Here is a 21737-nt window from a genome sequence, read left to right as displayed (position 1 = left end):
ATTTAAAAAAGGGTACATAGTCATATAGAATGGTGATATATGAATAAAAATAGATTAGACGGGTTGAGATAAATATGAAGGAACAATATCGTAATCAAAATACCTTTTTAAGTATGATAGATATGGATTTAATAAGAAGAGGATTATTACATGCTATTCAAGATTTAGTATTTATTGTGAAAGTTATGGATGATGAAACCTTTACATATATTTATGTAAATAAGATAGGTATGGATTATGCAAAGCTAAGCGAAGAATGTTATGGAAAAACGTTTTCTGAAGTATTGCCGAAAGATACGGCGGAAATATTGCAAGTGCAATATGCAAAAGTAGCGAGTGAAGCAAAAGCACATACCTTTTGTGATGTAGTTAGTTTACCAACTGGTAATTTACATTATGAATCTTCACTTAATCCTGTATTTGATGAAGAAGGGGTATGCCAGTTTATTATTTGTATTACGAGGGATATTACAGCTCAAATTGAGGAGAAGATTGAAATAGAGGAAAAACAAATGTTATTTAAGTCATTACTAGAATATAATAATGACTCCATTATATCTATAGATTCTATAGGTAGAATTACATACGCGAATCCAGCAACGTATGAAATATTTGGATATCGATATGAAGAATTAAATAATAAATTTATCTTTGAATTTATTAATAAAGAATATGAAAAAGATTTTCAAATTATATTTAAAGGATCCATGCAAGGAAAAGCGAAGCAAATTGTTTCAAAGAAGTATGTTCATAAAGAAGGGTACGAGCTATATATTTCTCTGAGGACGATTCCGATTATTGTAAATGGTGAAATTGTTGGAGTATATATTGTTACGAGAGATGTTACAAGGCAAGTATTAAATGAGATGAGAACGGAATATTTAGCTTACTATGACCAGTTAACAGGATTAATGAATAGAATTTCATGTGCAAATAAGTTAAATACTTTGTTGAATGATAATACAGAGTTTGCGCTTGTTTTTATAGATTTAGATGAATTTCATCTTATTAATGATACTTTTGGCCATAAAGAAGGAGATAAAGTATTACAAAAAGTTACAGAATGTTTAAGCAGTTTTGAAATAGCTGGTATGCACTTATTTAGAGAACACGATGATCAATTTGTTATGTTAATAGAAAATATAACGAAAGAACGTGTAGAGGGAGTTTCCAAAAACATACTGAAAAGGATTAGTGAACATTTTGTAATCGAAGAAGAGGACGTGTATTTAAGTGCTTCAATCGGAATTGTAATGGCTCCAACAGATGGAGAAGATGAAAAGATATTATTCCAAAGAGTTGATGCTGCTTTGGAAAAAGCAAAAGAAAAAGGAAAAGGACATTATCATTTTTATTGCAGTGGGTTAGATTGTGAGCGTGAACAAAGATTTATAATAGAAAACCAATTACATCGTGCTATAGAAAAAAATGAATTCTTCTTATATTATCAGCCGCAAATGAATATTGAAACGAAAAAAATAGCTAGTATGGAGGCTTTAATAAGGTGGGAGAATAAAGAATTAGGATTTGTCTCTCCCAATCAATTTATTCCGCTAGCAGAAAGAACAGGGTTTATTATTAAGCTTGATGAATGGGTAGTAAATGAAGTGTGTCGACAAATACGCGAATGGTTAAATAAAGGATATGAAGTTGTCCCAATTGCAGTTAATATTTCAGCCAGGCATTTTCGCTCTATTACATTAATAGAGATGATTACACGAGCTTTACATAAGTACAATGTACCAGCTCATTTATTAGCGATAGAGGTTACAGAAGGAGCCCTTATACATAAAGATATATCGAAAAGAGTATTGCTACAATTAAAAGAACAAAATTTAAAGATTCATTTAGATGATTTTGGTACAGGGTATTCATCTTTGAGTTATTTAAAAACGTATCCAATTGATACTTTGAAAATTGATCGTTCTTTTATGGAAGGTATACATGTAGATGAACGCGATACGAATATTACGGCTGCAATTATTCATCTAGCTCATACGTTGGAATTGAATGTAATTGCAGAAGGAGTAGAAAAAGCGGAACAAATACAATTTTTGAAGGAAAAGAATGTGAAGTTTGTACAAGGTTATTATTATAGCCGCCCTTTATCAAAATATGATGTGGAAAATGTGTATTATAAATAATTGATAAAAAAAGTGATGTGCTAAGAAGCACATCACTTTTTATGTGTACCGGGTTTATCATTGTAACCAGATGTAAAAATAGCTGTAAGAAATGTGAGTGATACACCTAAAATTAATAATAATTTCATACTAATATCCCTCCTATTTTTTCAGTTTACGAATCTGAAATATGAATCGAAATGTATGTAATGTTCTTGGAAGAAAAGAATTTATTTAAAGTGAATAGAGGTGTAAAAACTTTAATACCTATATTATACAGAATTTTCTTTGAATTTTGGAGAGAATTTTATAACACTACTGTATATTTCATTTTGATTTAAAGAATGTTTAAGGACATCCTAGCATACCTTTTATAATAATCCGATTGAACAAGGAGATGGGGGAGGAGCTATAATGGATATTCTAAAAAAAATTGAACAGCATCGAGAAGCAGAAGAACGCTTACAATGGGAAGGTACGTTTGCGGAGTATTTGGAGCTTGTGAAGGAAAGACCATGGGTGGCTCAAACAGCACACTCTCGCATTTACAATATGATAAAAGATGCTGGAATTGAAGAAGTTGATGGTAGAAGAAAGTATAACTTCTTTAGTAATCAGCTATTTGGGTTAGAGGATGCTTTAGAACGTCTTGTAGAGGAATATTTTCATCCGTCTGCAAAACGATTAGATGTTAGAAAACGTATTTTATTATTAATGGGTCCTGTTAGTGGAGGTAAATCAACATTAGTTACGATGTTGAAACGAGGATTAGAAACATATTCAAGAACAGATCGAGGAGCAATTTTTGCAATTAAAGGGTGCCCAATGCATGAAGATCCACTTCATTTAATTCCGCATCATTTACGAGATGATTTCTTTGATGAGTATGGAGTAAGAATTGAAGGGAATTTATCACCACTCAACGTTATGCGCCTAGAGCAAGAATATGGTGGGAGAATTGAAGATGTAGTTGTGGAGCGTATTTTCTTCTCTGAAGATCGCCGAACTGGTATTGGTACATTTAGCCCTTCTGATCCTAAATCACAAGATATTGCAGATTTAACAGGTAGCTTGGACTTTTCTACAATTGCAGAATATGGTTCAGAATCAGATCCACGAGCGTATCGCTTCGATGGAGAATTGAATAAGGCAAACCGTGGGATGATGGAATTCCAAGAGATGTTAAAATGCGACGAGAAGTTCTTATGGCATTTATTATCGCTTACACAAGAAGGGAATTTTAAAGCGGGAAGATTTGCACTTATTTCAGCAGATGAATTAATTGTAGCGCATACGAATGAAACAGAGTATCGCTCTTTCATAGCAAATAAGAAAAATGAAGCATTGCACTCAAGAATTATTGTAATGCCAGTTCCATATAATTTACGAGTGAGTGAAGAAGAACATATTTATGAAAAAATGATTCGTGAAAGTGACGTGTCCGATGTGCACATTGCACCGCATACACTTCGGGTTGCAGCAATGTTTACGATTTTAACTCGTTTAAAAGATCCGAAGCGTCCAGATATTGATTTAATTAAAAAGATGCGTTTGTATGATGGAGAAACGGTAGAAGGTTATAATGCGATTGATGTAGAGGAGTTGCAACGCGAATATCAAGATGAAGGTATGAAAGGTATTGATCCTCGTTACGTTATTAACCGCATTTCTTCTACAATTATTCGAAAAGAAGTACCATCTATTAATGCTCTAGATGTGCTTAGATCTTTAAAAGATGGATTGGATCAGCATCCATCGATTAGTAATGAAGACCGAGAGCGCTATATGAACTTCATTTCATTAGCAAGAAAAGAATATGATGAAATTGCTAAAAAAGAAGTACAAAAAGCGTTTGTTTATTCGTATGAAGAATCCGCTAAGACACTTATGGATAATTACTTAGACAACGTTGAGGCGTACTGCAATAAGTCGAAATTACGTGATCCGTTAACAGGTGAAGAAATGAGCCCAGATGAAAAGTTAATGCGCTCGATTGAGGAGCAAATTGGAATTTCAGAAAATGCTAAAAAAGCATTCCGGGAAGAAATATTAATTCGCATCTCTGCTTATGCACGTAAAGGAAAACGCTTCGACTATAATTCGCACGAACGTCTTCGTGAAGCGATTCAGAAGAAGCTATTTGCTGATTTAAAAGATATAGTGAAAATTACAACATCAACGAAAACACCAGACGAAAATCAGCTGAAGAAAATTAATGATGTTGTTGCACGTTTAATTGATGAGCACGGCTATAATTCTTCTTCAGCAAATGAATTATTACGCTATGTAGGTAGCCTGCTAAATCGATAGTTTGATAACAAAACGCTGTCTCTTGTATTTTGCGGGACAGCGTTTTATTATCCAGTCATATGTGTAAAGTGTCATACCTTGTCCAAATGTAATAAATTAAGATGCAATTTTATGAATTTATTGTCAATTATTTTTACAATATGCATATGATAGAGTAACCAACCATTCATACGAAAAAAGCCAACACAATACAATATGTTGCAAAGTGTAAATGTGTGCAACTATGCATTGTGTTTCTTTCTTATCAAAGGCTGAATGATTCTTTTCTAGTATGTGAGTGGCAAAATTTTGTTTAGGATGCTCGGAGTATTATATGAAAAACGTTATATATGTTTATGGGATGATTTTCGATGGGCAGTGACCTTTCATTCTAGCTGGTACAGTATAAAACAAAATTTCTAGCTTGCTGTTCATATAGGAAGACAATTACAGTAAGGAGGGAAAGAAATGGGTGAAGAAAACCAACCAAATTATACGATTTCACAGGAAAACTGGTCCCTCCATCGCAAAGGATATGACGACCAACAACGCCATCAAGAGAAAGTACAAGAGGCAATTAAGAATAATTTACCCGATCTTGTAACAGAAGAAAGCATTGTTATGTCTAATGGTAAGGATGTTGTAAAAATACCGATTCGTTCTTTAGATGAATATAAGATTAGGTACAATTATGATAAAAACAAACACGTTGGGCAAGGAAATGGTGACAGCAAAGTTGGTGATGTCGTTGCGAGAGATGGATCAGGTGGTCAAAAGCAAAAAGGACCAGGAAAAGGGCAAGGAGCAGGGGATGCGGCTGGAGAAGATTATTATGAAGCTGAAGTCTCTATTTTGGAATTAGAGCAAGCATTTTTCAAAGAATTAGAATTACCTAATTTAAAGAGAAAAGAAATGGATGAAAACAAGATTGAACATGTTGAATTTAATGATATTAGAAAAACGGGATTATGGGGCAACATCGATAAGAAAAGAACGATGATATCCGCATATAAACGAAATGCGATGCGTGGTAAAGCATCTTTTCATCCGATTCACCAAGAAGATTTAAAATTCCGCACTTGGAATGAAGTATTAAAGCCAGATTCAAAAGCTGTTGTATTAGCGATGATGGATACGAGTGGATCGATGGGAATATGGGAGAAATATATGGCACGGAGCTTCTTTTTCTGGATGACGAGATTTCTACGCACAAAGTATGAAACAGTAGATATTGAATTTATTGCCCATCATACGGAGGCAAAAGTAGTTCCAGAGGAAGAGTTTTTCTCAAAAGGAGAAAGTGGCGGAACAATTTGTTCTTCTGTATACAAAAAAGCACTTGAGCTAATCGATAATAAATATTCACCAGACCGCTATAATATTTATCCATTCCATTTTTCAGACGGTGATAATTTAACATCAGATAATGCTAGATGTGTAAAACTTGTTGAAGAGTTAATGAAGAAGTGTAATATGTTTGGGTATGGGGAAGTGAACCAGTACAACCGCCACAGTACACTTATGTCAGCCTATAAAAATATTAAAGATGAGAATTTCAGATATTATATTTTAAAGCAAAAAGCAGATGTATTTCACGCGATGAAGAGCTTTTTTAGAGAAGAATCAGGAGAGAAAATGGCATAACCCCTTTTTGAGGGGTTATTTTTTTGTAAACTTTTTATTTTTTTAGTTGACAATGATAATGAAAATCATTATCATTTATTCGAGAAATGATTACATTTTGAATTATATACTTTGGAGGAGATGTAAAGTTGAAGAAAAATAAAAGAAAACATATAAATGCGATGTTAGTGGCTGCGACATTATCGTTGCCATTTGCTGTTTATGCTACACCTGCCGTAGCAGCTACTGCTGGTACAGAAAATATGACTGCACAAAGTTCAAAGAAGTATGTTTTTGATGCGATAATTAAGGCGTATAAAGATAACTCAAATGAAGAGTCATATGCAACTGTATATATAAAAGATCCAAAGCTGACGATTGAAAATGGAAAAAGAATTATTACAGCAACATTAAAAGATAGTGATTTCTTTGACTATCTGAAAGTCGAAGATAGTAAAGAGCCAGGTGTATTCCATGATGTAAAGGTGCTTTCAGAAGATAAAAGAAAACATGGAACGAAAGTTATACAATTTGAAGTAGGTGAGTTAGGAAAAAGATATAATATGCAAATGCATATTTTAATTCCCACTTTAGGGTACGATAAGGAATTCAAAATTCAGTTTGAAGTGAATATGCGCACATTTGTAGAAAGCGATATAGAAGAGGAAGAAGAACAAATTGAAGATACACAAAATATCATACGTGATAAACGATTACAGCAAGTAATTAACAAAAACGTATTAAATAGAAAAGATGTAAATGAACCTATATTTGAAGAAGATTTAAAAGAAATTAAAGAGTTAAATATATATGCAGGTCAAGGAATTGAGAGTCTAAAAGGATTAGAGTATATGGAAAATCTAGAAAGACTAACGATACAAGGGTCTGATGTAAGAAATATAGCTCCTATTTCACAACTAAAACGTTTAAAAGTAGTTGATCTATCTTTTAATAAAATAGAAAATGTTGAGCCGCTTGTAAACTTAGAAAGACTGGATATACTAGAGTTACAAAATAATAGAATTGTTGATATTAATCCACTAAGTCAACTTAAAAAGGTTAGAACCGTTAACTTATCAGGTAATAAAATTAGTGATATAAAGCCTTTATATAATGTTTCTTCTTTAAGAAAGTTATATGTAAGCAATAATAAAATTACTGATCTTACAGGCATTGAGCAATTGAATAAATTAGGGACATTAGGGATAGGAAGTAACGGGCTTGTAAATATTGAACCGATTAGTGAGATGAGTAGCCTCGTGGAACTTGATCTTCAAAAAAATGATATTAAAGATATTACATCATTATCTAACCTAACTAGTTTACAAGCACTTAATTTAGAGGAAAACTATGTTTCGGATGTATCATCACTTAGTAATTTGAATAATTTATATGAATTAAAACTTGCGACAAATGAGATTCGTGATATAAGACCTATTCAAGAATTAGGAAAACGAATTAAAATTGATGTTCAAAGACAAAAAATCTTTTTAGATGAAGCATATATAAATGAAGAAGTGAAAATTCCTGTATATGATGTAAATGGGACAGCACTTCAAAATATTGAGTGGAAGAGTGAAGGCGGAAGTATTACAAATGGATTAATAAAGTGGAATAGTCTTGGAGAAAAAATGTATGAATTTAAGATGGATGCTGGTGAAAGTAAGATAAGGTTCCAAGGAAGGGTAATACAAAATATCGTTGAAAAACGAGAAGAGAGTTCTAACGTAATTCAAGATATGAAATTAAGGCAATACATGAACAAACATAATTTTGAACGTAAAAATGTAAATACCCCTATAACGAAAGAAGATTTATTAAAAGTTAAGACTTTAAAAATTACAGATGGGGAAAAAGAGGGCATAACAGATTTTTCTGGATTAGAACTCATGACAAATATGGAGGAATTGACATTAAAAAATGTTAATATGAAAAATGTGGAATTTATCTCAAATTTGAGAGGTTTGAAGTTAGTGGATTTATCCAATAATCAAATTGAAGATATGAAACCACTTCAGTCATTAGAGAATCTTGAAAAATTAAATGTTAGCAATAACAGTATAAAAAATGTTCCAGAACTATTTAAGATTCAGAAATTGCAAAATCTGGATCTATCAAATAATAAACTTGATCATGCTGCTCTTGTTGGAATTCATCAATTGCAAAATCTAGATACATTGTTAGTAAATAATAATGAAATCAATAATTTAGATGAGATTAGCAAAGTTAGTAAATTGAATAAGCTTGAAATAATGAGCAATAAAATACGAGATATTTCTCCATTAGCGAACTTGAAAAACTTACAGTGGTTAAATTTATCTGATAATAAGATTAAAGATATCTCTACTTTATCTTCTATGCTCGATTTACTTAGCTTGAAATTAGCTGGAAATGAGATCCGTGATGTAAGACCGATTATTCAATTGGCTCAATGGATAACAGTTGATATTAAAAACCAAAAAATTGTTTTAGAAGATGGACAAATGAATCAAGAAATCCAAATTCCTATCTACGATTTAGAGGGAGAAATCTTTGAAGATATTGAACTGAAGAGTACAGATGGTATCGTCACTGATAGAGGAACAGTCGTATGGAAAGCTCCAGGAGAAAAAGTTTATACATTCTCATTAAATGGAAATTACCACGGTCTAACTCTATTATACAGTGGTACAGTTATGCAAAATATAGTAGCGAAAGAAGAGCCGAAAGAACCGTCAAAAGAAGTTGAAGAATCAAAAGAAGAGGCAAAAGAACCAACAAAAGAAGTTGAAGAATCAAAAGAAGAGGTAAAAGAACCAACAAAAGAAGTTGAAGAACCGAAAGAAGAAGTAAAAGAACCAACAAAAGAAGTTGAAGAATCAAAGGAAGAGCCAAAAGAACCAACAAAAGAAGTTGAAGAATCAAAAGAAGAAGTAAAAGAACCAGGAAAAGAAGTTGAAGAACCAAAAGAAGAAGTAAAAGAGCCAACAAAAGAAGTTGAAGATCCGAAAGAAGAGTCAAAAGAACCAGCCAAAGAAGTTGAAGGTCCGAAAGAAGAAGTGAAAGAACCAGCCAAAGAAGTTGAAGAACCAAAAGAAGAAGTAAAAGAGCCAACAAAAGAAGTTGAAGAGCCAAAAGAAGAAGTAAAAGAACCAGGAAAAGAAGTTGAAGGTCCGAAAGAAGAGTCAAAAGAGCCAACACCAGGAATTGAAGGTTCAAAAGACGCAGTAAATCAATCAGCAGTAGTTCAAGAACAAAACGTGAATAATCAAGTTGTGAAAGAAAAAGTAGTAGAGAATCAAAAAATGAAAGAAAGTAAACCAGCTGTTAATAAACAAGAAGAAAGCAAGAAATCATTAGGAGCAACAGGTGGACAAGAGAATACATCAACATTACTTTCAGGCGTAGCGTTAGTTCTTTCAGCGCTGAGTATGTTTGTATTTAGAAAGAGATTATTTAAGAAATAAAAACGTTTTATCTTATTATAACGTAATATGATTATTTATGTTTACAACACTATATAATAGAGTAAAAACCCATTCGTATGAAGAGTATATTTCATACGAATGGGTTTTATTTAATTTACTTTGCCGCCCTCAGTAATAACGGATTCAGGACTAATTTGAGGACCGAATTCTTCTTTTAGATGTTTGTCATATAGTGTATGTAGGAAGTTTTCTTTTCCTAGTTTTTCAAGCTCTTTATTTACCCAATTATTTCCTTTATAATAACATATAATCCCTATAAAACAAGTAGGTTTTATTTGTTTTAGGAAAATAAATGAAATGAATGTAGAAAACACCTCTTCTAAAAGAAGAGGTGCCAATCGTTACATAACCTTTTTTATTTTTTTCGGAACTTCTTTCGTTTGCAAATTAACGTCTTCTTTTCGTAGCTCTTTAAAGAGTGAAGTAATCATAAGGACGACTACGATAGAAAATGGTAGTGCTGCGATGATCGCTGCAATTTGCAGTGCATTTAATCCTCCAGCTTGTAATAAAATAGCTGCAATGATCGCGATTGTTAATCCCCATATAAGTTTTAAACTATTTTTTGGTGATAAGCTTCCGTTACTCGTTTGCATAGAAACGACAAATGTTGCCGAGTCAGCAGAAGTAACGAAAAATGTGGCTACTAAAATTAACCCGATAATTGTTAAAAATGTAGAGAACGGTAGATGTGAAATAACAGCAAATAATCCAATCTCTGTACCATTTTTTGCGATTTCATCAGCTATACCAAGCGATTGGAACATTTCCATATGGATAGCGGTACCGCCAAATACTGCAAACCAAAATGTGCAGATGAGAGTTGGGACTAATACAACTCCAAAAATAAATTCTTTTATTGTGCGTCCTTTAGAAATACGGGCGATGAATGTACCGACGAATGGAGACCAAGAGATCCACCATCCCCAATAGAAAATAGTCCAGTTTTCTATCCAAGAAGAAGATTTTTCATTAAATGCTCCTAAATTTAATCCCATACTAGGTAAAGCTCCAATATAAGAACCGAGTGTAGATGTGAAATATTTCATAATAAATACAGTTGGTCCTAAAAGTAAAAAGGAGACGAGTAATATACCTGCAAGAGAGAAATTTAAGTTACTCAAATATTTAATCCCACGATCTAAGCCTGTTTGTGCACTTGTTAAATATAAAACAGCGAAGATGGCGATAAGTATGAGCTGTGTAAGTAAAGTGTTATGAATAGAAGGGAATAAATAGCTTAATCCTCCGGCGATTTGTTGAGCACCAATCCCAACAGATGGCACAATACCGAATACAGTGGCTAAAACAGCTAAAATATCAACTGTTTTTCCGATAGGAGAATTTTTCGATCGATTAAATAATGGAGTAACTGTAGCCCCAATTGTGCTACCTTTTTGTTTGCGGAATGTGAAATATGCAATTGTTAAAGCAACCATTGCGTATAGTGACCATGGAAAGAGACCCCAGTGGAAAAATGAATATTGCATAGCGAGCTTGGCACTTTCCTCTGTACCTGCTTTTCCTGTGAGTGGATCTGTAAAATGTGAAATCGGTTCAGCGATTCCATAAAAGAGGAGACCAATTCCCATTCCTGCCCCAAACAACATGGATAGCCAAGATGGATAACTATACTTTGGTTTTTCTCCATCTTTACCGAGACGAATAGAACCGTACTTAGAAAATGCTAAATAAGTGGCTAAAATAATCATTGCGGTCATAAGTAGAGAATAAAACCATCCAAATTTATTGAGGATAAATGAATTTAAGGAAGAGGTAACACTTTGTAAATCATAGCCTTGTATCCAACTTGCCGGGGTAATTCCCCATATGATGAATAATGTTGTTAGCAAGATGGAGATATAAAATACACTGTTTTCTTTTTTTATCATAGAATCCCACCCTTGTTTAATAAAGTTAACAATTATATTAATCATAACAATTGAAGGTTTAATTGTCAAAAAATTCGATTTTTAACATGTGTAAAAAGCCAGTTTAATTGCTATAGATTCATAACTATTAGTTGAACCAATCGGGCTTTTACGGGCAGCCCGACCCCCACCTAACTTCTTTGCTTCCCATGAATTTTGAGGTGGGGGTCTTACTGCCCGTTAATGCGGGATAAAAGTAAGATTGTTCACGATATGTACAAAATGTAAGAAGAAATAATATGAAATATTGCATTTTATATTGTTGTATCTAGATTTTATGTTAAATTCTTGGATGGAATATTAAAATAGGGGGCAAGGATATGAACAAGAAATCAAAGATCAATAAAGTGATGCTTAGCATTAGTACAATGGCTTTATCGTTAGGTGCACTTCAAACTCATGTAGTAGCGGAAGAAAAAGTACCGTATAACGTGTTGAAAACGAAACCGGTTGGAATTGAAAAGTCGGTAGATGAGATTGGGCACGTTTCTAAAGCGGAGGAAACATTATCGTTTCAAGAACGTTTAAAAGTAGGAGACTTTTCACAGCGACCAGCATCTATTCCGAACAAAGCGGCAGTAAAGCAAGTTAAGGAAAGTTATTCAATGGCTGATTTAAACAAAATGAATGATCAAGAATTAGTTGAAACGTTAGGCAGTATTAAGTGGCACCAAATTACAGATTTATTCCAGTTTAATGAAGATGCAAAAGCTTTTTATAAAGATAAGGGGAAAATGCAAGTCGTTATAGATGAATTAGCTCATCGAGGTAGTACATTTACGAAAGATGATTCAAAAGGAATTCAAACGTTTACGGAAGTGTTACGTTCAGCTTTTTATTTGGCATTTTATAATAATGAATTAAGTGAATTAAATGAAAGAAGCTTCCAGGACAAATGTTTACCTGCTTTAAAAGCAATTGCGAATAACCCAAACTTTAAGCTAGGTACAGATGAGCAAGATACAGTCGTATCTGCATACGGAAAATTGATTAGTAACGCTTCAAGTGATGTTGAAACGGTTCAATACGCAGCTAATATTTTAAAACAATATAATGATAATCTTCATACGTATGTAGACGATCGTATGAAAGGACAAGCTGTATACGATATTATGCAAGGGATTGACTATGATATACAGTCTTACTTAATTGAGGCTCGTAAAGAAGCGAATGAAACGATGTGGTATGGAAAAGTAGATGGGTTTATTAATGAAATAAATCGTATTGCTCTTCTAAATGAAGTAACACCAGAAAATAAGTGGCTCGTTAATAATGGAATTTACTTTGCTAGTCGTTTAGGGAAGTTTCATAGCAATCCAAATAAAGGATTAGAAGTTGTGACACAGGCAATGCATATGTATCCACGTTTAAGTGAACCGTATTTTGTCGCAGTAGAACAAATTACAACAAATTATAACGGAAAAGATTATAGCGGGAATACAGTAGATTTAGAGAAAATACGTAAAGAAGGAAAAGAGCAGTACTTACCAAAAACGTATACATTTGATGATGGATCTATCGTATTTAAAACAGGAGATAAAGTATCGGAAGAAAAAATTAAGAGACTATACTGGGCTGCAAAGGAAGTAAAAGCGCAGTATCATCGTGTAATTGGGAATGATAAAGCGTTAGAGCCGGGCAATGCAGATGATATATTAACGATCGTAATTTATAACAGTCCAGAAGAGTACCAATTAAATAGACAACTGTATGGATATGAAACGAACAACGGTGGAATTTATATTGAAGAAACAGGAACATTCTTTACATATGAACGCACGCCAGAACAAAGTATTTATAGTTTAGAAGAATTATTCCGCCATGAGTTTACCCATTATCTTCAAGGGAGATATGAAGTGCCAGGTTTATTCGGAAGAGGAGATATGTATCAAAATGAAAGGTTAACTTGGTTCCAAGAAGGAAATGCAGAGTTTTTCGCAGGGTCTACTCGAACAAATAATGTAGTACCGAGAAAGAGCATCATTAGTGGATTATCATCTGATCCTGCAAGTCGTTATACAGCAGAGCGTACATTATTTGCTAAATACGGTTCTTGGGATTTCTATAATTACTCGTTCGCATTGCAGTCTTACTTATATACGCATCAGTTTGAAACATTTGATAAAATTCAAGATTTGATTCGTGCGAATGACGTAAAAAATTATGATGCATATCGTGAAAATCTAAGTAAAGATCCTAAGTTAAATAAAGAGTATCAAGAGTATATGCAGCAGCTAATCGATAATCAAGATAAATATAATGTACCGGCAGTAGCAGATGATTATTTAGCTGAACATGCCCCAAAATCATTAACAGCAGTAGAGAAAGAAATGACTGAAATGTTGCCGATGAAAGATGCAAAAATGACAAAACATAGCTCCCAATTCTTTAATACATTTACATTAGAAGGTACGTATACAGGTAGTGTAACAAAAGGTGAGTCAGAAGATTGGAACGCAATGAGTAAGAAAGTAAATGAAGCTTTGGAACAACTTGCGCAAAAAGAATGGAGTGGCTACAAAACTGTTACAGCATACTTCGTCAATTATCGTGTGAATAGCTCAAATCAATTTGAATATGATGTAGTCTTCCACGGTATCGCAAAAGATGACGGAGAAAATAAAGCTCCAACGATTAATATAAATGGCCCTTATAATGGACTTGTAAAAGAAGGTATTCAATTTAAAAGTGATGGCTCAAAAGATGAAGATGGAAAAATCGTTTCTTATTTATGGGACTTTGGAGATGGAAGCACAAGTGCAGAAGTTAATCCAGTACATGTATATGAAAGAGAAGGTTCTTATAAAGTAGCGTTAATAGTAAAAGATGATAAAGGCAAAGAGAGCAGAAGCGAAACAACTGTTACGATTAAAGGTGGAAGTTTAACAGAATCAGAACCAAATAATCGCCCAGAGGAAGCAAATCGTATCGGGCTAAATAGTACGATAAAAGGTAGTCTTATTGGCGGGGACCACACTGATGTTTATACATTTAATGTAGCATCAGCGAAAGATATCGATATTTCCGTTTTAAATGAGTATGGAATCGGGATGACATGGGTACTTCACCATGAATCAGATATGCAAAATTATGCTGCTTACGGTCAAGCAAATGGAAATCATATAGATGCAAAAATGAATGCAAAACCAGGTAAGTATTACTTGTATGTATATAAATATGATAATGGCGATGGAACATACGAATTATCAGTAAAATAAGTGCTTTTCCAATGTATGTTTAACTTTACTTTTTGTGGAAAATAGTATATTATATAGATATATAATATATCGGTTATTTTCTAGGAGGAGCCTGTCACAATGGGTTTCTCCTGTTCTTTTTTAGAGGCCTGTATTGCAGGCTTTTCTTTAAAAGACAAATAACTGAAAATTAAGAACAATAATCTTTGGAAGAGGTGGGGCATACACATAACAAAAAAGGGATTGTTTAAGAGAGGGGGATAAGAAATGGTTTTGTTTGGTTATCCACTTGAGACAATTTATTTATATGGATTTATTATTGCTACTATACTCACTGTGATTTATATCTTTTTTGGGGATATATTTGAATCCATATTTAGTTTTGGAGGCGGATCGGTATCCGTTGTTACTTTATTACTTAGTTTTTTCGCTATGTTATGTGGACTTTGTTATATAGGAGAATATTTATTTTCCTTTAATAGTATTCTTATTTTCGTGGCTGCATTTGCTATATCCTTTATTGGTGTATTCATAATGAAAATATTAATTTTAAAGCCGATTGCAGAGGCTGAACAAAATACTGTGCAACGTATGGATGAATTCATTGGTTGCAAGGGAGAAGTCATTACGACAATTCCTACAGAAGGATTTGGTGAAGTATTAATATCCTCCCAATTTGGAAGTAATGCAATTCCAGCTAAAACAATTGGAAAAAAAGATATTTCACAAGGAACTGAAGTTATTATCGAGGGAGTCCAAGATGGTGTTTTGCTTGTACAAAACATCGCTTATTCTTTAAAAAAACCAAAATTGTAAGGGGGAATTTACATGACGATTCCATTAATTATTGGTGGAGTTTTACTCGCAATTTTAATTCTACTCATTTTAGTATTCATTACGAAGTATCGAACAGTTGGACCAGATGAAGCGTTAATTGTTACAGGGAACTGGCTTGGTGGTGGGAAAAATGTAGTTACCACTGATGATGGAAAGAAGATTAAGATTATTCGTGGTGGCGGTACATTCGTAGTTCCAATTATGCAAAGAGCAGAACCTTTAAGCCTACTAAATTATAAGTTAGAAGTGGGTACACGCGATACGTATACGAAGCAAGGTGTTCCAGTTACAGTAAATGGTGTTTCTATTATTAAAGTAGGTTCTACAATTGAAGAAGTATCTACAGCAGCTGAGCAATATTTAGGAAAAGAAACAGAAGAGTTAAAGGTAGAAGCAAAAGAGGTTTTAGAAGGTCATTTACGTGCGATTTTATCCTCTATGACAGTAGAAGATGCGTATAGCAATAGAGAGCAATTTGCTCAAAAAGTGCATGAAGTAGCTTCTACAGATTTAAAGAAAATGGGGCTTCGCATCGTTTCCTTTACCATTAAAGAAATCATGGATAAGAACGGTTACTTAGATGCACTTGGTCAGCCACAAATTGCGACGGTTAAGCGTGATGCAACAATTGCAAATGCAGAGCGTGAAAAGGAAGCTCGTATTGAAAAAGCTCGTGCTGAGAAAGAAGCGAAAGAAGCTGAATACCAACGTGATGCGCAAATCGCTGAAGCTGAAAAACATAAAGAATTAAAAGTACAATCTTATAAGAGAGAGCAAGAACAAGCTCGTGCAGACGCCGATCTTTCTTACGAATTACAACAAGCGAAAGCGCAACAAGGTGTTACAGAAGAGCAAATGCGCGTTAAAATCATTGAGCGTGAGAAACAAATTGAATTAGAAGAAAAAGAGATTGCGCGTCGTGAAAAGCAATACGATGCAGAAGTAAAGAAAAAAGCAGATGCCGATCGCTATGCTGTTGAGCAATCAGCGGAAGCAGAAAAAGTAAAACAAATTAAAAAGGCAGATGCGGATCAATATAAGATTGAAGCTGAAGCGAGAGCACGTGCGGAAGAAGTACGTGTGGAAGGTTTAGCGAAGGCAGAAATTGAAAAAGCACAAGGTCAAGCTAAAGCGGAAGTACAAAAAGCACAAGGTACGGCGGAAGCCGATGTTATTAGGTTAAAAGGTTTAGCAGAAGCAGAAGCGAAGCAAAAAATTGCAGAGGCATTTGAGTTATATGGCCAAGCGGCAATTATGGATATGGTACTTAAAATGCTTCCAAGTTATGCGAAGGAAGTTGCTAGCCCACTTAGCAACATTGATAAAATTACAGTTGTCGATACAGGCGGCGGTGGTAAAAATAGCGGCGCCGGAAAAGTTGCAGGTTATGCGACTGATTTAATGGCAACGATGCAAGAAACATTAAAAGCTTCTTCTGGCATTGATTTAAAAGAGTTATTAGAAGGATTTGCTGGAAAAGGAGCGGTTCAACAATTATCAAACGATAAACCTATTGTATCTGTAGTAGAAGATGAGAAAAAAGAAGTAGAAAAAGATAAAGATAAAGAATAGTATAGTGGGAAGAACCTCTAGTAAGTGAGATACTAGAGGTTCTTCTGTGAATTATTCGAATAATGTACATTTTAATATATTGTTTTAATTATTTAATTTATATAGAATGAAAAGGGTATGTATTAATTCTTTAATAGAAAAAGAGATAAAGAGTTGATACATTTTAATCGTATAATTTATATAAAGAAATTAAATGTAAGGTAATTACATTTAAAACGGTATGGAGGGGTAGAAATATGCTTCAAGGGAAATTAAGGAGAAGTAGTTTAAAAGCAAAGTTACTTGTATCATTTGTTATTGTTTTAATTCTTCCAAGTATTGTAATTGGTTGGACGTCTTATCAACAAGCGAAGACAAATTTTAATGAAACAATTTTACAATCAGCGGAAGATAACGTAAAGATTTTAAATAATGTTATTAACAAAGAGATAGACAGTAAAAAGGTAGACGCAGTATATTTTACAAAGTTATTTAATGGAGTAAGTTACGGAACTGATCAGCTTCAAAATGTGCAAAATAGATTAGAAGAATATAATAAATTACATCCAGAAATAGAAGCAATTTATACAGGATCTAGTACGGGACAATTTATTCAATCACCGTCTATTCAAATGCCGGATGGGTATAATCCTACCGAAAGAGATTGGTATAAAGAAGCAGCGAAAAAAAGCGGAGAAGTGGTTATCACAGCTCCATATAAGTCAAGTACAACAGGGAATATTGTTATTACAATAGCAAAACAGAATGAGGATAAAAGCGGTGTTCTCGGTATTGATTTAATTATTAATGATATTGTAAATACTTCAAAAATGGTCAATATCGGTAAAAAAGGATATGTAGCAATCTTCGACCAATCTAAACATGTAATAGCACATCCGACGATGAAACCGGGTGACAAAATAGAAGAAAAACTTGAGAAGGAATTGTACAAACAGGAAACAGGCGATTTTAAATTCAAACTCGATGGTGATGATCGTAATGTTACCTTTATAACAAATAAGCAGACTGGATGGAAAATAGCAGGAATTATGCCTTCAAAAGAAATTATTGAAGCAGCTAATCCTATTTTCTATAAAACGCTAACTGTTATTGGTATTTCATTAATAATTGGTGGGATTTTAATTTACTTCATAATTGCTTCTATCATTAGTCCGTTAAAACAACTTGTTATATCATCGAAAAAGATTAGTGAAGGCGATTTAACAGAAACAATTACAGTTCATTCTAAAGATGAAATTGGACAGCTAGGAGAAAGTTTTAATGAGATGGCGGCATCATTACATCAGGTCATTTCCAATATAAATACTTCAGCAAGTCACGTGGCGGCATCTTCAGAAGAATTAACAGCTAGTATGAAGCAGACAAGTGAAGCGACGGAACAAATTACACAAGCAATAGAGCAAGTGTCGAGTGGGGCTGAAATACAAACGAAAGAAGTTGAAGAAGGCGCAACATTATTAGAAGAAGTTACAGAAGGAATTCAGCGTGTTGCAGATAGTTCTTCATTAGTATCCACAGCATCTATGTATACGAAGAAAAAGGCTGAAGATGGTGGGAAGTTAGTTGAACAAACTGTGAATCAAATGCAATTAATCCATGAGTCTGTTTCACAATCAGATAAAGTTATTGTTTTGTTAGATGATAAATCAAAACAAATTGGAGCAATTCTTGAGGTGATTCAACACATTGCAGAGCAGACCAATTTATTAGCGTTAAATGCGGCAATTGAGGCTGCAAGAGCTGGAGAGCAAGGAAGAGGATTTGCAATTGTAGCAGATGAAGTACGAAAATTAGCTGAGCAATCAGGACAGTCTTCTACGGAAATTGGAAAACTAGTGAAAGAGATCCAATTTGATATAAAGGAAACGGTAAGTTCTATGAAGCAAGTTGGGACAGAAGTACAATCAGGGCTTGTAGTTGCAAATGAAACGAAGCAAAGCTTTGCTGAAATACTGAAATCTACGGATGATACAGTTGTACAAATTGATAACATGGTAGATGTAGCAAAGCAAATGACAGTAGATGCAAGACAAGTAAGTGCATCCATTAATGAAATTGCAGCTACGATTGAAGAAAATGCAGCAAGCGTTCAAAATATTGCTGGTTCCTCTGAAGAACAATTAGCTTCAGTAGACGAAATAAATGCAGCAGCAGTTCACTTATCACAAATGGCAGAGGAATTACAAGAGATGATTGGTAAGTTTAAAGTGTAATAATAAATGTTAAGAAACGAGGTAATAATTTTACTTCGTTTCTTTTTTTACGAAGAGAAAAAGAAAGAAATATAGAGTAACCGTGTTATGATTTAAGTATAATTAAAAAAGACTGTATATTCTTTAAATTATACTTTTAATCATGTTAGGGGAATGGTTTTGAAATTGAAAAAATTAAAACTACAACCGAGAATTACTTTAACAATTAGTACACTTATTTTAGTTGTACTTCTGTTAACAAGCTATTTATTCTATTACATATTGTCTGAAACGGTAGAAGAGCAAATTGGGAAACGTGCTTTGCATGTTGCGAAAACCGTTGCTGCTATACCTGAAATAAAAGAAGCTTTTCAAAAAGAAAACCCAGCTTCTATCATTCAGCCAATAGCAGAGAAAATTCGAATTGATACAGATGCTGATTTTATTGTAGTTGGAAACAAAGAGGGGATTCGATATGCGCATCCAGAGCGAGATAAAATAGGAGAAGCAATGACTGGTGGAGATAATGAAGGGGTTCTATTAGAAGGGAAATCTTATGTTTCGAGAGCAACTGGATCATTAGGCCCTTCATTACGCGGGAAAGTTCCAATCCGTAATCAGGAAAATGAAATTATAGGTGTAGTGTCTGTTGGATTTTCAATGGATGATATTCATGGAGCAGTAGAAGTATATGGAAAGCGTGTATTTTGGATTACAATAATAGGTCTTTTAATCGGGGTAATTGGTTCTATATATTTAGCGGGAAGTATAAAAAGAATGATGTTTGGGATGGAGCCAGAAGAAATTTCATCTTTATATGAAGAGCATAGTACAGTGATTCAATCTGTACGGGAAGGGATTATTGTTATTGATCAAAATGGAATGATTAGTTTAGTCAATCAAGCAGCTTACGATATTCTTTCGCTAGATGAACAACGAAATATTATTGGAGAATTCATTTTAAATATAATTCCTAATTCAACGATATTAGATATACTTCAAACTGGTGAAGAACAGTTTGATCGTCAATTAAATATAAACGGGCAGGCTGTTATTGCGAATCGTTTACCGATTAAAGTAAAGAATAGAGTAACGGGTGTTGTATCGAGCTTACGTTTGAAATCTGAAATGGATCAGTTAACAGCAGAGTTATCTCAGACGAAGCAATATACAGAGGCATTACGAGCGCAAACACATGAATATAACAACTTATTGTATACGCTTTCAGGACTTATTCAGTTAGAATCATATGAAGATGCTTTAGAGCTAATTCATAAGGAAACAGCGATATATCAAGATTTTGTCCAATTCATTATGAAGCGAATTCAAAATCCATGGTTAGGTGGAATTTTAATTGGATTCTATAATAGAGCAAGAGAGTTGAAGATTGATTTTATGCTAGATCGTGAAAGTAGCTTAGAAAAATTAAGCCCGCATATTGAGAGTAATTATGTCGTTTCTATTTTAGGAAATTTAATTACGAATGCATTTGAAGCAATTGAAGGAAATGAAGAGAATGATAAGAAAGTAAGAATGTTTGTAACTGATATCGGAGAAGAAATAGTAATTGAAGTGGAAGATTCAGGAGAAGGGATTCATGATGAAGTCATTACTAGCATATTCTATAAAGGCTTCTCGACGAAAGAGGGCGGGAAGCGAGGATATGGGTTAGCAAAAGTGAAAGAGTTAGTAGAAGATTTAAATGGAAGTATTGCAATCGAAAAAGGGGATTTAGGTGGCGCATTATTTATTATCGCATTACCAAAAGAGAGAGGCGAATTGTAATGGGTGAGGAGATTGAAGTATTGATTGTAGAGGATGATATTCGAATTGCGGACATTCATCGTCGTTTTACTGAAAAGGTTGAGGGGTTTAAAGTAATTGGAACAGCAACGACTGGGGAACAAGCGAAAGAATGGTTAGATCTTGTGAAACCACAGCTCGTTTTATTAGACGTGTACTTACCTGATATGCAAGGAACGGAACTTGTCACATATATTAGGCATCATTTACATGATACAGATATTATTATGATTACAGCTGCATCGGAAACAGATGTAGTGAGGCACGCCCTGCGGGGCGGAGTAACAGATTATATCGTAAAGCCACTTATGTTTGATCGATTTAAAGCAAGTTTGGAAAATTACCAAAAAAAGCTTGTGCAGTTAAAGAAAAATAACCAATTATCTATCGAACAAATAGAACATCTATGGTCTCAAAGAGGCGTAAAGGGAAATGAAATAGAATATGCGCCGAAAGGTATAGACCCTTTAACTTTAGCAAAAATAAAAAAGCATATGTTAACAGTGAATGAAGAAGGAATTACAGCAGAAATGTTAAGTGCGATGGTAGGAGTAAGTAGGTCGACAGCGAGGCGTTATTTAGAGTATTTAATATCAGGAAAGAAAGTACATGCGGAACTTACATATGGGAGTGTAGGGAGACCGGAGAGACGGTATTTTCTTGTTTCTTCATAATAAAAAAGAGAGTAGAGGATATATGTCCT

12 protein-coding genes and 1 pseudogene are annotated in these 21737 nt (G+C 33.8%); 11 read left to right on the top strand and 2 right to left on the bottom strand.

The features are described from left to right. The first annotated feature begins 74 nt into the window (after positions 1–74). The 4 genes from FH036_RS20200 to FH036_RS20185 all read left to right on the top strand — a co-directional run bounded on the left by FH036_RS20200 (position 75) and on the right by FH036_RS20185 (position 9481). A complete protein-coding gene (locus tag FH036_RS20200) occupies positions 75–2144 on the top strand; it encodes a sensor domain-containing protein (RefSeq protein WP_000664293.1) in 2070 nt (689 codons plus the stop codon). Positions 2145–2537: 393 nt separating this feature from the next. Further along, positions 2538–4433 (top strand): PrkA family serine protein kinase, encoded by a 1896-nt coding sequence (locus FH036_RS20195; RefSeq protein WP_000353279.1) that lies wholly within the window; start codon positions 2538–2540, stop codon positions 4431–4433. Positions 4434–4880: 447 nt separating this feature from the next. Next, entirely contained in the window at positions 4881–6056 is a 1176-nt protein-coding gene (yhbH, locus tag FH036_RS20190; RefSeq protein WP_000503505.1) for a sporulation protein YhbH, read from the top strand. Positions 6057–6184: 128 nt separating this feature from the next. After that, a complete protein-coding gene (locus FH036_RS20185; protein ID WP_139896173.1) occupies positions 6185–9481 on the top strand; it encodes a leucine-rich repeat domain-containing protein in 3297 nt (1098 codons plus the stop codon). Between the two features lie 110 nt (positions 9482–9591). On the opposite strand, the gene FH036_RS27480 is transcribed toward FH036_RS20185, so the two are convergent. Further along, on the bottom strand, positions 9592–9840 hold the full coding sequence (locus FH036_RS27480) for a hypothetical protein (RefSeq protein WP_257469630.1): 249 nt from the start codon (positions 9838–9840) through the stop codon (positions 9592–9594). Between the two features lie 3 nt (positions 9841–9843). Further along, positions 9844–11394, bottom strand: coding sequence for a glycine betaine transporter OpuD (opuD, locus tag FH036_RS20175; protein ID WP_000591598.1), 1551 nt, complete (start codon positions 11392–11394; stop codon positions 9844–9846). Between the two features lie 359 nt (positions 11395–11753). Between opuD and colA the strand changes: the two genes are divergently transcribed. The 7 genes and pseudogenes from colA (at position 11754) to FH036_RS20145 (ending at position 21708) form a co-directional block, all read left to right on the top strand. After that, positions 11754–14651, top strand: a complete 2898-nt coding sequence (gene colA, locus FH036_RS20170) for a collagenase ColA (protein WP_044791437.1) — start codon at positions 11754–11756, stop codon at positions 14649–14651. Between the two features lie 246 nt (positions 14652–14897). Next, a complete protein-coding gene (locus FH036_RS20165; protein ID WP_044791435.1) occupies positions 14898–15446 on the top strand; it encodes an NfeD family protein in 549 nt (182 codons plus the stop codon). Positions 15447–15458: 12 nt separating this feature from the next. Then, positions 15459–17039, top strand: coding sequence for a flotillin lipid rafts scaffold protein FloT (locus FH036_RS20160; protein ID WP_044791433.1), 1581 nt, complete (start codon positions 15459–15461; stop codon positions 17037–17039). Between the two features lie 236 nt (positions 17040–17275). Further along, positions 17276–18313, top strand: a pseudogene (locus FH036_RS27665) (HAMP domain-containing protein); the annotation flags it as partial. Beyond that, entirely contained in the window at positions 18305–19252 is a 948-nt protein-coding gene (locus tag FH036_RS27660; RefSeq protein WP_373418828.1) for a methyl-accepting chemotaxis protein, read from the top strand. The pseudogene FH036_RS27665 and the gene FH036_RS27660, both read left to right, overlap by 9 nt. A 153-nt stretch (positions 19253–19405) precedes the next feature. Continuing rightward, complete coding sequence (locus FH036_RS20150) at positions 19406–21016, top strand: ATP-binding protein (protein WP_439099994.1); 1611 nt, start codon at positions 19406–19408, stop codon at positions 21014–21016. After that, a complete protein-coding gene (locus tag FH036_RS20145; protein WP_000503476.1) occupies positions 21016–21708 on the top strand; it encodes a response regulator in 693 nt (230 codons plus the stop codon). The genes FH036_RS20150 and FH036_RS20145 overlap by 1 nt, the downstream gene beginning before the upstream one ends. The last annotated feature ends 29 nt before the right edge of the window (positions 21709–21737 follow it).

It is taken from the genome of Bacillus sp. CD3-5 (assembly GCF_006349665.1).
GTDB lineage: Bacteria > Bacillota > Bacilli > Bacillales > Bacillaceae_G > Bacillus_A > Bacillus_A paranthracis.
The sequence above is the reverse complement of the archived record's forward strand: the minus strand, read 5'-3'. Positions and strand labels throughout refer to the sequence as shown.